Below are 13,870 nucleotides of genomic sequence, written 5' to 3'. Positions count from 1 at the left end.
GTGACAGGAGGAACGATATGGCACCCAGACAAAAACGCATGCTACTAACCGTCGACGGCTCACAGCGCGCCATTCAGACCGTGCGTTATGCAGGAGAAGAAGACGCGTTTAAAGGCATGAAAATAGTTCTCTTCCATGTATTCAACAGCATTCCGGAAGCATATTACGACCTGGAAAAAGAACCCAAAAGTGTCAAGGTCGTCCGTCATGTACGCAGCTGGGAAGTAGAGCAGAAAAAAAGTATCCGTAAATATATGGACGACGCCAAGCAACTGTTGATGGACGCCGGGCATGCTGAAACAGCGGTGGACATTAAAATTCAGAACCGCAAAAAGGGCGTTGCCAGAGATATCATCATCGAGGCCCACAACGGTTACGATGCAGTCATCGTCCGCCGCCGTGGCGCCACCGCCCTGCAGAATATCATCGTCGGTAGCGTCACCTTGAAACTGATGGAGAAGCTGAACTTTATTCCCGTACTCATTGCCGGCCGTAAACCACTCAACAAGCGGGTGTTGGTGGCCGTGGATGGCTCACCATGCGCCGACAGGGCTGTCCAGTTTGTGGGCGAAATGCTCGGTCCGCATGAGGACTACCACGTACGGCTGCTTAACGTGATTCGCGGTGGCCCCAAACCGGATATCGATCTCCTCGAGGATAACGGGATCGGTGAAACCGGTGAGGTCTTCAAATCTCCCATCAACATTCTGGTCAACGCCGGGTTCCCGCCGGAGAATATTTCCACCAAAACCGTAACCGGCGTCTTGAGCCGGGCGGGTGCCATTGTCAACGCGGCCCACGGTGGCGACTGGGCGACGATTGTCGTAGGCCGACGCGGGCTTTCCAGCGTCAGCGAGTTTTTCATGGGTCGCGTGAGCAACAAAGTGGTTCAAGCCGGTCGTAAGGATACGGTTTGGATCGTCACTTAAGGGTTTTGGGCGTGAAAGGACATCATCGTGATCAAGCGATATCGAGTCCTGATTGCTGATAAAAATTCCCGCATCAGACGATTTCTGAAGCGGGAATTCACCTTGGCCGGTTATGCCGTCCGTCTCGCGGATAGTAGTGACGCGCTTTTAAAGCTCATTTATGGTCCGAGCAGACTGGATCTTTTGATACTCGATCCGGACTTGCCGGATGTGGATGCCGACTTTTTATCACGAAAACTTCAAGATCGCGTGCCGCCGTTGCCGGTGGTGCTGCATACCCTGGCCCCGGATGAAGCATCGCCTCGTTTCTCTCTCACCCCCGCCGAATTTGTCGAAAAAAAAGGCAATAGCGTTGAAGACTTGAAAAAGACCGTGTCCAAGATTTTACGCCCATTGGAAGACAACCCCCAAGCGATGCATAAAAAAGAGTAAAACAATGAACCAATCATCGACATACTCGAAAACAGCGTCACAACCCTATACCGGCGTGCGCCGTTTCATCCTCGTTACGATGATCCTGGTGCCTTTTATTCCTTTTTTAATGGCCCTTTATATCGGCAATCACTCGTTTTCAAAATCTCTTGAGAACAGCACCATTTCCACCATGAAACGGATTGCAGCGGATCATCGTCAGATGATCGAATCCTTTCTGATTGAGCGCAAAAACGATCTGGAACTGATCGTCAATACGGCCAGCGTGGAAGAACTGATTCAGACCCACTATCTATCATCGACGTTCCGAGAACTTCAGCGCACATCCAGTGCATTCGTGGACTTGGGAATATTTGACGATTCCGGTATGCATGTGGCCTATTACGGCCCTTATGATCTGGCCGGCAAACGCTATCAGGACGCCCCCTGGTTCCGGCAAACCCTGGAAAACGGCATTTACATCAGTGATGTGTTCCTGGGATTTCGCAACATCCCGCATTTTATCATTGCCGTTAGCAAAAAAGAAAACGGCAGGATGTGGGTCGTTCGCGCAACGGTAGACTCCCAGCGCTTCAACAATCTGGTCAGACAGATTCGCATCGGTAAAACCGGTGAGGCCTATCTGCTTAATCATGAAGGGGTCCTGCAAACCGACCGTCGCAGCGGTGGCAATCTGATGGACACACCGCCGGAAAAAATTCTCTTTCCATCCGATGACCAGGATATCCGTACCTTCATTCACCAGCAGGACCAGGCCGAACCGTTTCTTTATGCCACCACCTGGCTCAAGGACCACAACTGGATTCTGGTCATCCGCCAGGAAAAATCGGATGCGTTCATGGCGCTTGAAAAGGCCCGCATGCCGATTCTTCTCATCACCCTGGTGGGCGGCGGCTGCATCATCGCCGCGGCGTTTACCCTGACCAATGCCATTGTTCGTAAAATGGAGCGCACGGATGCGGAAAAAGCCCTTTTGGGCCAGCAACTCATCGGTGCATCGCGCCTGGCGGAATTGGGCGAAATGGCTGCCGGTTTTGCCCATGAGATCAACAACCCCTTGCAGATTATCAGCTCCGAGTTGTCACTCATCCGATTACTGCAAACGGAAATGCTGGAAAGCGGTGAGATCAAACCCGGTGACGCCGTTGATCAGGTCACCGACAGCATCGACCAGATAAAAACACAGATCGACCGCTGCTCGCGGATCACTGCAGCCATTCTCAAATTCGGTCGACAGGGTGAAACCAGGCAGGAGGATCTGGACCTGGCCGTCGTGGTTCCGGAAATCGTCCAAATGGTGACCAAAAAAGCCGAAGTACACGGCATCCATCTGGACCGCCGCATGCCAAACGCACCGATCCGGGTCAATGCCGATGCATCGCGTCTTCAGCAGGTGCTGCTCAACCTGCTCAACAATGCCATGGATGCCATCATCGACCAGCAGGGAACCGCCGGCGGTGTGATTGCCATTACCCTGAATAAAGATAATGACAGCCAAGCGATGATCTCGGTCCAGGACAACGGGACCGGTATTTCACCCGAAAACATGGAGAAAATCTTCTCTCCTTTTTTCACCACCAAGCCGGTGGGCAAAGGCACCGGATTGGGATTGTCTGTCTGCTACGGCATTATCCAGCAGATGGGCGGCAAAATGGAAGTGGATAGTCAGATGGGAAAAGGTACGACGTTTTCCATCACACTTCCCGTAGGGTAAACCCTTTCCCCAAAACGACCTGGGGAATCATCATTAACGGCGCCGTCGGCCGGCACCTTTCGGCCGATACGCCCTTTTGCCCGAAGATAGGAGTAAAAAAATGGAACAACTAAAAATGATGTTAGTGGATGATGAAGAACGTTTTTTGTCCACCACCCGCAAACTTCTCGAAAAAAAAGGATTCGAGGTACAAACCGCCTCCAGTGGCGGCGAGGCGCTGGAGATGCTACGCACATCGCCGGTTCACGTGGTGGTCCTGGATGTCAAGATGCCGGGGATGGATGGGGTGGCGACCTTACGTGAAATCAAACGTCAGTTTCCCATGGTTGAAGTCATCATGCTTACCGGTCACGCTACGGTGGAATCGGCCATTGACGGGCTGAAATCCGGCGCCGTGGATTATCTGATGAAGCCGGCTGACATCGAAGAAATCATTGAAAAGGCCACCCAGGCCTTCAACCGGCGCACGGATATCGAAGAAAAAATCCGCGTGGCACGCATGCGCGGTCTGATGAAAACACCGCGTGAAATGCTCAAGCATGCCTAACCAATTCGCAAGCTGAAAGGGGTTTTGTACGATGGCCAAAAAGGAAAAAAAAATCACTGGATACGATAAGTACGTAGACTGGAAAATGTTCATTATTCCGGTCGTGCTTTTCTTTGTGCTGCTGCTGATGCCCACCCCATACGGCATGAAGGATGTGGGAACCGAATACCGTGTCGGCCCGAAGGCGGTGATTGGACACATCACTCAAGCATTGTTCAATATCAAGAGTTCCGATGCCGAGCAGTGGCAGTTATTGACGGCCCAGATCATGGAACAAAACATGAATATGGGCGCCCTAACCCGCGGCCGTTATCTCAAGCGTGATCTAAAATGGTGCAAACAAAACAAAATAATAGCGGATAAAAGCAATTTCGATAAGGCCCATGCCTATATTGACACGCAGGTCAGTGATGAGGCATTTTCCGAATTGATGCAACAATCACTCTCCCTTCGCAAAGACAAGTTGAAATACGAAGAGCTGTCCGAAAAAGACCGTGCCGCGGCAGACAATGGCGCTTGGTTCATCAAAGTATCCATTGCCATGGGTGTGTTTGTGGTACTCTGCTTTCTCACTGAATGTATTCCGCTGCCCGGGGTAGCATTTTGCATCGGTCTGATTCTGGTGTTCACCGGTGTCGTCACCCGCAAAGAAGTGGCCATGCTCTACTGGGATGACGCCTGCTGGTTCATCATGGGCAGCCTGATGTTCGCCGCCGCTTTTGTCAAAACCGGTGTGGACAAGCGGGTTTGTCTGATGATGTTCAGGAAACTGGCCGTTCCCAATGTCCGTTGGATCACACTGATCTTTTTCATCATCATTGCACCGCTGGCGGCATTTATCTCCGATCATGCCCTGGCGGCCATGTTTCTGCCCATCGGCATGCTGCTTTATCAAAACAGTCTGACCAAGGACATTCCCGAAGATCCCGAGCTGGGCAAAATGCTGATGATCGCCATTGCCATGGCCTGCAATATCGGCGGACCCGGCGCCCCATCGGGCGGGGCCCGCAACGTGATCATGATGACCTATCTGGCGGACATGTTCGGCATGGATATCGGTTACTTTCAGTGGATCACCTATTGTTTTCCCTTTCTCGTCATCATGATTCCGGTGACCTGGCTGATGGTCAACTGGCGTTTCAAACCGGCTGTCACCTCCCTGGCTCCGGCCATGAACCATCTGCAGAATGAAATCGGCCGCATGGGCGGCTGGAACCGCAAGCAGATCATCGCTCTGATCATTTTCCTCATCATGGTCTTCGGCTGGTTCACTGAAAAAGAATTCTATAACCTGGGCATCTATCCGGTCCGCCTGGGCATCGGTGTCATTGCCGTGGCCGGCGCAGTGGCCTATCTGTTGACCGGTGTGGTCAACTGGCGCGACTATCAGGAGAAGGTCGACTGGGGCGTGGTCTGGCTCTATGCCGGGGCAATCATTTTCGGCCGGACCCTGGACAATACCGGTGCCGCCTACTGGTTGGCCAGAAGCGCCATTGATGCCCTGGCGCCGCTGGGCATGGATGCCGGACTGCCGCTCATGGCCACCAGCAATGGCCTGACTGCGATCCTGACCAACCTCATGGCCGATGGTCCGGCCGCCGCGGCGGTGGGTCCCATTGCCCTGAACATGGCCGGTCTGGTCCATCCGGGAACCACGTTTTTGCCCTTCATGGCCATGGGCACGGCGGCGGCATCCTCTTTTGCCTACTGCCTGATCATCGGCACACCTCCCAATGCCATCGTTTATGCCAGCGGATATCTGGAACCTAAGGATTACTTGAGGGTCGGACTGCCCATGTGGTTTATCGCCAACATCGTTTTATTGTTGCTCACCGGTGTCTACTGGATGTTCAGAGGATTCAGCGGTCTTCCGGGATTCTAACGGGAAAGGAAGCGCTCAATGCACGGTAAAGAAAAGGCCACCATGGCAAAAGGACCGCAATGGATACGACAGGATGGACGGCTATGGTTTACCCGTGAGGCGGAACGGCAGTTTTACTTCATTCTCACGGTGATCATGCTGATCCTTGGTATTCTCTATAAACTAGGAGTACTCTAATGCAAACGCATGGGACCCCATTTTATTTCGACACCTTGATTGCACTGTTCACTCGGCCAAGCCGGTTTTACGCCACTCGGTTTAAAGCGGTCACTCCATTCAAGGCCCTGATCATCCTCACGGCATCGAGTATTTTTTTTGCCGTCACCGGGGCACTGCTCAGACCGGACAGCACACTACTGGCCACGGCAATCATCCTGTTCATCAATGCCATGGGCATGGTGGTCATGGGCAGCACGGCCTGCTATCTGGCCCTTGCCACCACCGCTCGCCGCCACTACGCATTCAAACAGCTGTTTTCCATATTTTCGCTCAGTTCGGGCGCCGTTTTACTCATTGCCTGGGTGCCGGCGGCTTTTTTTATTACCGAGCCATGGAAATGGTGGCTGATCGGCACCGGCATGGTCAATGGGCTGGGCATGTCAAAGTCCAGAGCCACGCTTACCGTGCTGTTTACCTTTTCCGTTTTGGTGATCCTGATCTGGGCGTTGTTGCCCATGGCTGCCCTTGGATCGCTCCATTCTGCTTAAATAGGAGTCAGAAAAAATGACAAAAAAAATAAAAGTCTTGATGGTTGATGATGAAGCCCAATTTCGGGAGACGACCCGGAAGCTATTGGAAAAGAAAGGATTTGAAATGATCATGGCCGGCAATGGCCGTGAAGCGCTGGATCGACTCAGCGAAAAGCCGGATGTCGTGGTCCTGGATGTTCGCATGCCGGATATGGACGGCAATGAAACCCTGGCTGAAATCCAGAAACAGTCACCGGATCTGCCAGTGATCATGCTTACCGGCCATGGTGCCGATGACAGCGCCAAAGCGGCGCTGAGCCAGGGGGCTGTGGATTATCTTTCCAAGCCCTGTGATATCGATCTGTTGGCGTCCAGACTATCCGATGCCATGCGGCATCAGGACGCGGATATGACGCCGGACCAGGAGCGTAAAGTCGAAGCGGTCATGATTCCCCTTGCCGAGTACACCACGCTCAATGAAGACCAGACCGTGGCCGAGGGTATTGCCGAGCTCAAAAAGACCTTTACGCCCCAGATGCACACCAGCCGGATCATGGAAACCGGACACCGCAGCCTGCTGGTGTTTGACCGGTCCGGTGAGTTAAAGGGAATTTTGTCGATCATGGATCTTCTGGAAGGCATCATGCCAGGCTACCTCAGCGCTCCCAAGCCATCCACGGCGGACAGCCTGCAGTACTCGCCCATGTTCTGGACCGGCATGTTCACGCGCGAGGCCCAGCAGCTGGCCGCCACCGCTGTAGGGGATCTGATGTCGCCGACCCCGCCCACCATCGATGCCGGGGCCAACCTGATGGAAGCCGCCTACATGATGGTGCATAATCGGTGTCGCCGCATGATCGTTGTTCAGGATGGCAAGGTTGTTGGCGTTATCCGTGAGCAGGACCTGTTTTTTGAATTGGAACGGGTACTGCGCTAACATTTCAGACCACCCCAGACCCGGAAACGGTTACTCCCTCCACTCCCTGCCGTTTCCGGGTTTTTATTTTTGAAGGCGCGGTGCGAGGAGCAAGGGGCGTGGGGTTAGGAGGAAAGCCTTGGCGAGACGGGCGGGAAACGCGGGAAAAGCAGGAAACGGAATTTCCCGCCTTTCCCGCCTTTCCCGCCTTTCCCGCCTCTCCCGCCCTTCACCCCGAATCACCACGCTCCCCGCTCCAAGCTCCCCGCCACCCATCACCCATCACCCATAACCCCTCACCCCTCACCCATCACCCATCACTCATCACTTTACACCCTGTAAAACAACCTGACAGGCCACACTCCCGATGGGTGTCAATTTTTTTTCCATTCATATCATAATTAGATTTATTTCAAATAGTTAAAAGACAGCAAACTTTAAATAGGAGCCTGGCATGTGCATTGCTCAAGATAGGGCAGCTTAGGTTGAGCAATAATTCGTATCGTCGATTTTCCGGCACGATCACCACTTGTGCCCTGGCGGCAAAAAACAGTTTTGTTAAGGAGGCAGCATGTCATCACATCATACCGCAGTGGACCACAGCTTCGACCCATTGCTGGCAGAAGGACTCGAGGATCGAAGGTGGACATGGAAAAACAGACCCGGATACAAGCCCATCTTCTTTATCATGGCCGCACTGGTATTCACCTTTGTCGTGATCATGCCGCCGACACAAGGGATGCTGGATATGGTCAAATTGGAAAAACCAGCCGGCTATAGCCTGGCATCGGGAACCCAAACCATTACCGATACAGTCAACAAAAAACTGCGTCCCGAAGCGTATCAGGCCCATGCATCCGGTCAATCGGTTGATGCAGAAAAGGCCGGTGAGCACAACCACGTAAAACCCCTTTTAACCCATTATCAAGTCGCACAGATGGCCAAGGTGACCATCTGCATTTTGTTTTTGGCCGCTTTTTTGTGGGGCACCGAAGCCCTGCCCCTGGGCGCCACCGACATCATGGTAGGGGTGATGCTCTACCTGTTTGCCATCCTGCCGATTAATGAGATATCCAAAGCCTACATGAAAGATGCAGTATTTTTCATCTTCGGTATCCTGGCCGTGGCTGTGGGGGTGGCCAAGACCGGCCTGGACAAGCGCATCGGCCTTATTTTGCTCTCCCGTATCAAAAGTGCCAAGGCCTTTGCCTTCTTTTTTCTGCCCATGCTGTCGCTATCGGCCGGTTTTCTTTCCGAGCATGCCCTGGTGGCGCTACTCATCCCTGTACTCATGGGCATTTACAAGGTGACATGCAAGATGTACGGCATTAAAAAAGACCGGGCCCTGGCGGTCTTTCTCTTGCTGGGCGTCTGTTTCGCCGCCAACCATGGCGGCCCCGGGTCACCGGCGGCCGGTGGGCGCAATGCCATCATGGTCGGGTACCTGGCCGAATACGGCATGCCCATCTCCTTTTTGGAATGGATGAAGATCGGCATGCCGTTTGTGCCGGTCATGTCATGGGTGATCGGTTTGTTTATGTACCTGCGTCTCAAACCCAAATTTCAGGTCACGGATGTCAATCCAAGTGAGATCGTCAAGCAGGAAGTCAAAAACATGCCCAAGTTTGGTGGCCAGGAGGCCATCATGGCGGTCATTCTGGTGGTTCTGGTCCTGGCGTGGATCATCCTTGGCGAGCATGCCGGTTTGGGAGGGCCTACTCTTTACGCGGTCATGGCCATGTTTTTATGTCGCATTCTCAACTGGGACGATATTCAAAATGGTGTGGCCTTTGATGTGGTAGGATTGTATGCCGCAGCCTGTGCCATGGGCGTGGCCCTTAAATTCACCGGTGGCGCGTTGTGGCTGGCCAGCACGTTCGTCAGCCTGCTGCCGGATTTTCTCACCCGGGGTGACGGCCTGGTGATTGGCGTGAGCTTACTCACCGGCACCATGACCAACTTTATGAGTGACGGCGCCACGGTAGCGGCCTTAGGACCCATTGTGCTGCCCATGGCCACCCTGGCCAATGTGAGCGTGTGGAAGGTGGGCTTGATCACTTCCTTCTCCTCTTCCTTTGCCAACTTTCTGGTGGTGGGCACACCCAATAACGCCATCTGCTTTGGCATGGGCAAAGATCCGGAGACAGGAGAACGCCTGCTGGACGTAATGGATTTTGTCAAGTTCGGTCTGCCGATCACCCTTCTGGCCTGGGTCGTACTCTGGGGCTGGTCGGTTTTCGGATATTGGCGGTTCCTTGCCTGGTAAGGGTCTCATCAAATCTACCGGTAGATAGGGGACAAACAGCAGCGGAGTCAATTCCATGAAACGCACCCTTTATAGGAATCTGAGACTGAAATTGATCACCATCACCCTGGTGGTGTCCATTGTGCCATTGGTTCTGTTGGGAACGGCGATCTTTTACCAGTTCGGTAAATTGTACAGGGAGCGCATCGAGGATCAGGTCCGCCATTTGGCCCACTCCCAAAGCAATGCCGTGGATGTGTTTTTAAGGGAGCGAACCACCATCCTAGCCATGCTCGTCGAAACCCAATCCTTCGACCAACTAAAGGATCAGGAAAATCTTTCTCACCTGTTCCAGGTAATCAACCAACGGGCCGAGGGGCTGGGACTGATAGATCTGGGGGTAATTGATAGTAAAGGCAACCAAGTTGCCTATTCCGGGCCTTATAATCTTCAAGGGCTGAACTATTATCAACAACCCTGGTTCGATCAGGTCGTACGCCGCGGCAAGTTCATCAGCAACGTATTCATGGGATACCGGCAGGTTCCCCATGTGATCATTGCTGTCAGGGGCGTCTATGCATATGGTAGTTGGATCCTTCGCGCCACCATTGACTCGGATATCTTAAATCAATTGGTGAGAAGTGCCCAGGTCGGCACCAGTGGTGATGCCTTCATAGTTAACCGAGATGGGATATTTCAAACCAGTCCGCGGTTTAACGGAACGACGCTGGATCTTTGGGGAATCGATACCCACCAGTTCGGCGAAGGGTCCACGGTGATCGCGTTTGATGATGAAAGCGGCGATACCCGCTATATCGGTGGCTCCTGGTTGAAGGACGATGAGTGGATGATGGTGATCAGCCAGATCGCGGGTCAGGAACACGGATGGCTGGTCAGCGCGCGAAACACGGAAATAATGATTATCGCCTTTGGCTGCCTGATCATTTTTCTGGCCATCGTACTGATCTCCAACACCCTGGTTCGCCATCTTGAATCCACCGACCGGGAAATGAACAAACTCAACACGCAATTGATTCAGCAAGACAAACTGGCGGCCCTGGGTAAAATGGCCGCCGGCATTGCCCACGAAATCAACAATCCCCTGGCGGTAATCGGTGAAAAGGCCGGCTGGATGGAAGATCTGTTGACAGAAGAAGAATTTCAAACCAGTAAAAATTACAAGGAATTTGCCACATCCATCGCCAAGATCGAAGAGCATGTGGACCGCGCCCGAAAAATCACCCATAACATGTTGGGGTTTGCCCGCCGCATGGAACCGCGCCTGGACGACGTGGAGATCAACAAGGTACTCGATCAGACCATTGAGATTCTGGCCAATCATGCCCGCATCAACGACATCGAGATCCACAAAAATTTTACCGAACCACTGCCGGTGATCGCCAACGATCAGTCTCAGTTGCAACAGGTGTTCATGAATCTGATCAACAATGCGATCGATGCAATCGGCAGCGACGGCACAATCGATATTTCCACCCGGCTGGAAAAAGCGTATATTGATATCATCATCAAAGACGATGGCCCGGGTATCCCCGAGGCCGTCCAAAAGAAAATTTTCGATCCATTTTTTACCACCAAACATGCCGGTAAAGGAACCGGGTTGGGACTGTCCATCAGTTACAATATTATCGAAAAAATGGGCGGACGAATCACGGTAGAAAGCACTGAAGGAAAAGGGACCACATTTTTGGTTTCCCTGCCGATCGTGCTTCCGGAAAAGAAGTGAGAGGAAGGCAGAAGGTATAAGGTCGAAGGTGTAAGCATTAATGTAGTCGCTTTGAAAACGATAAAATACAACCTGCCCTTCAGCCTTCCACCTTCAGCCTAAAAAACTAATCAATAATGGAGACATCACCATGCATACGTTCAGGATTCTGGTTGTAGACGACGAGACCGATTTTGTGGAAACCATCGTCAACCGGCTCAACAAACGCAAGCTTGATGCCAAGGGGGTCACCAGCGGCGAGGCCGCGATCAATGAGCTCAAAGAAGAGCTTTACGATGTCGTTCTGCTGGATATCAAGATGCCCGGGGGGATGGACGGTATCGAGACCTTAAGGGAAATCAAACGCATACAGCCCCTAGTGGAGGTGCTGCTGCTCACTGGCCATGCTTCCGTTGAGACCAGTATCGAGGGAATGAAACAAGGTGCGTTCGACTACCTGCTCAAACCCATGAAGTTCGAGGACCTGCTCACGAAAATGGCTCAGGCCTTCGAAAAAAAAGCCTCGCATGACAAAAAGATTCGCGATGCCAAGATTCAGGAATTAATCCGCTATCCCAGTCGGGTATTCGAACAGGAAAAATGATCTGATCGGTCCGCTGGTGGTTCTGTAAAAAGTAGGCGCCCCTACTTTTTGCAGAACCTTTTCGAGTTCGGCACCGACGCCGTCCCAAAAAACAGTTTGAACGGGTGCAATTTCACCATCCAACATCACGGTGCCGGTGTGGATCCAAAAGGTTTATTGTTTTTTTACAGCCTGTAAAACAAACCGACATTTTCTTAAACCAAACGTTAACTCCCGCCGTTATAAACCTTTTTTTCTTGTATATTTTCAAGTCATTACATTTTTTTCATGATCGTGTAACGATTGGCACGCTCATTGATTACAGAATCAGGATCCGTTTTTGGGAAGCGATCCATCAATACGATAAAGAAGTCTCATTTTTAATTTATCAAGGAGGCTCCATGCACAACCACAGCCCTACCGATCGTGCCTACTCTCCGCTGCTCAGCGGAGAAATAGAAGACCGCCGCTGGTCGTGGAAAAGCAAACCCGGGTACAAACCGGTGCTTTTCATTATCGCTGGTCTGTTGTTTACCTTCGCCATTATGCTCCCCCCCCCCCAAGGGATGCTGGATCTTGTCAAAAAGGAAAAACCGGCCGGCTACGAATTGCCGGCCGGAACCAGGTCCATTACCGATGCGGTTAACAGGAAGCTGCGCCCCGAGGCGTTCAATACCCGCACCGGTCAGTCAACCAAGATGCAAGCAACGGAGGACGGCGGCCACAGCCAGATCAAGCCGCTGTTGACCCCCTATCAGGTGGCCCAAATGGCCAAGGTAACCGTATGCATTCTCTTTCTGGCGGCCTTCCTGTGGGGTACCGAGTCCCTGCCCCTGGGTGCCACAGACATTCTGGTGGGGGTACTCCTTTATATCTTTGCCATCCTGCCCATCAACGATATTTCCAAGGCTTATATGACCGATGCGGTCTTCTTCATCTTTGGCATACTGGCCGTGGCCGTGGGGGTGGCCAAGACCGGGCTGGACAAGCGCATTGGATTGATCCTGCTCAGCCGCATCAAAAGCGCCAAGGCCTTTGCCTTCATTTTTTTGCCTCTGTTGGCCATGTCGGCCGGTTTCCTCTCCGAACATGCCCTGGTGGCCCTTTTGATTCCAGTACTCATGGGGGTCTATAAGGTCACCTGCAAGATGTACGGAGTCAAGAAAGATCGTGCCCTGGCCATTTTCCTGATCATGGGAATTTGCTTTGCCGCTAACCACGGTGGGCCGGGATCACCGGCCGCCGGCGGCCGCAACGCCATCATGGTCGGTTACCTGGCCGACTACGGTAGCCCCATTACCTTCCTGGAATGGATGAAAACCGGTCTCCCCTTCGTGCCGGTAATGTCATGGGTCATCGGCCTTTATATGTACTTGCGACTCAAGCCCAGGTTCCAGGTCGAAGGGGTCAACCCCGGCCAGGTGGTCCGCAATGAAGTGGCCAATATGCCCAGATTCAGGGGCCGTGAGGCGATCATGGCGGTCATTTTGGCCCTTCTGGTCATTGCATGGGTGGTTATCGGCGAACATGCGGGATTGGGAGGCCCCACCCTGTATGCGGTAATGGCCATGTTCCTATTCAGGATCATCAACTGGGAGGATGTGCAAAATGGCGTGGCCTTTGATGTGGTCGGCCTCTATGCGGCGGCCTGCGCCATGGGCGTGGCCCTCAAGTTCACCGGCGGCGCCCTGTGGCTGGCCAGTTCCTTTGTTAGTGTGCTGCCTGATTTTCTTACCAGGGGCGATGGCCTTGTAATCGGCGTAAGCCTTTTGACCGGCACAATGACCAACTTCATGAGCGACGGCGCAACGGTCGCCGCCCTGGGGCCCATTTTTCTTCCCATGGCGACCCTCTCTAACGTGAGCGTGTGGAAAGTAGGCCTGATCTGCTCATTCTCATCCTCCTTCGCCAACTTTCTGGTGGTGGGTACGCCAAACAACGCCATCTGCTTCGGCATGGCCAAGGACCCGGAAACCGGAGAGCGGTTGCTTGACGTGATGGATTTCGTTAAATACGGTCTTCCGATCACGATTCTGGCCTGGCTTGTGCTTTGGTTCTGGACGGTTTTGGGATACTGGCGCTTCCTGCCCTGGAAATAATCCGCATTTCTGCCAAGCATATGACCAGTTGGTAGAAAGCATAAGCTGAAAAGGTTATGCCTATTGTGTCGAGCGGATGCATCCCAAACTTAAGATTTATCACTTACAGAT

General features: G+C 52.8%; 12 protein-coding genes. All 12 read left to right on the top strand.

Annotated elements, in window-relative coordinates; all coding sequences use genetic code 11:
• Nucleotides 1-17: 17 nt before the first annotated feature.
• The 12 genes from Dvar_RS19470 (at nucleotide 18) to Dvar_RS19415 (ending at nucleotide 13,759) form a co-directional block, all read left to right on the top strand.
• Nucleotides 18-929: a universal stress protein gene (locus Dvar_RS19470; protein WP_419663567.1), complete on the top strand. Its 912-nt coding sequence runs from the start codon at nucleotides 18-20 to the stop codon at nucleotides 927-929.
• 27 nt (nucleotides 930-956) lie between these two features.
• The gene (locus Dvar_RS19465) at nucleotides 957-1,361 is read left to right on the top strand and encodes a response regulator (RefSeq protein WP_419663565.1); all 405 of its coding nucleotides are present in this window, start codon (nucleotides 957-959) and stop codon (nucleotides 1,359-1,361) included.
• 4 nt (nucleotides 1,362-1,365) lie between these two features.
• On the top strand, nucleotides 1,366-3,075 hold the full coding sequence (locus Dvar_RS19460) for a sensor histidine kinase (RefSeq protein ID WP_419663564.1): 1,710 nt from the start codon (nucleotides 1,366-1,368) through the stop codon (nucleotides 3,073-3,075).
• A 100-nt stretch (nucleotides 3,076-3,175) separates the two neighbouring features.
• Complete coding sequence (locus Dvar_RS19455) at nucleotides 3,176-3,622, top strand: response regulator (protein ID WP_419663562.1); 447 nt, start codon at nucleotides 3,176-3,178, stop codon at nucleotides 3,620-3,622.
• Nucleotides 3,623-3,653: 31 nt separating this feature from the next.
• A complete protein-coding gene (locus Dvar_RS19450; RefSeq protein ID WP_419663561.1) occupies nucleotides 3,654-5,504 on the top strand; it encodes an SLC13 family permease in 1,851 nt (616 codons plus the stop codon).
• Nucleotides 5,505-5,522: 18 nt separating this feature from the next.
• Nucleotides 5,523-5,681, top strand: coding sequence for a hypothetical protein (locus Dvar_RS19445; RefSeq protein WP_419663559.1), 159 nt, complete (start codon nucleotides 5,523-5,525; stop codon nucleotides 5,679-5,681).
• Entirely contained in the window at nucleotides 5,681-6,211 is a 531-nt protein-coding gene (locus tag Dvar_RS19440) for a hypothetical protein (protein ID WP_419663558.1), read from the top strand. Before Dvar_RS19445 ends, Dvar_RS19440 begins: the two co-directional genes overlap by 1 nt.
• A 16-nt stretch (nucleotides 6,212-6,227) precedes the next feature.
• The gene (locus Dvar_RS19435; protein ID WP_419663556.1) at nucleotides 6,228-7,130 is read left to right on the top strand and encodes a response regulator; all 903 of its coding nucleotides are present in this window, start codon (nucleotides 6,228-6,230) and stop codon (nucleotides 7,128-7,130) included.
• Between the two features lie 550 nt (nucleotides 7,131-7,680).
• Nucleotides 7,681-9,375: an SLC13 family permease gene (locus Dvar_RS19430; RefSeq protein ID WP_419663554.1), complete on the top strand. Its 1,695-nt coding sequence runs from the start codon at nucleotides 7,681-7,683 to the stop codon at nucleotides 9,373-9,375.
• 55 nt (nucleotides 9,376-9,430) lie between these two features.
• Nucleotides 9,431-11,098 (top strand): sensor histidine kinase, encoded by a 1,668-nt coding sequence (locus Dvar_RS19425; RefSeq protein ID WP_419663553.1) that lies wholly within the window; start codon nucleotides 9,431-9,433, stop codon nucleotides 11,096-11,098.
• A gap of 130 nt (nucleotides 11,099-11,228) precedes the next feature.
• Nucleotides 11,229-11,681, top strand: a complete 453-nt coding sequence (locus Dvar_RS19420) for a response regulator (protein WP_419663551.1) — start codon at nucleotides 11,229-11,231, stop codon at nucleotides 11,679-11,681.
• Nucleotides 11,682-12,061: 380 nt separating this feature from the next.
• Nucleotides 12,062-13,759, top strand: coding sequence for an SLC13 family permease (locus Dvar_RS19415; RefSeq protein ID WP_419663550.1), 1,698 nt, complete (start codon nucleotides 12,062-12,064; stop codon nucleotides 13,757-13,759).
• Nucleotides 13,760-13,870: the final 111 nt, after the last annotated feature.

Source organism: Desulfosarcina variabilis str. Montpellier (assembly GCF_048565275.1).
GTDB lineage: Bacteria > Desulfobacterota > Desulfobacteria > Desulfobacterales > Desulfosarcinaceae > Desulfosarcina > Desulfosarcina variabilis.
Note: the sequence above shows the minus strand (reverse complement) of the source record. Positions and strands in the feature narration are given on the sequence as shown.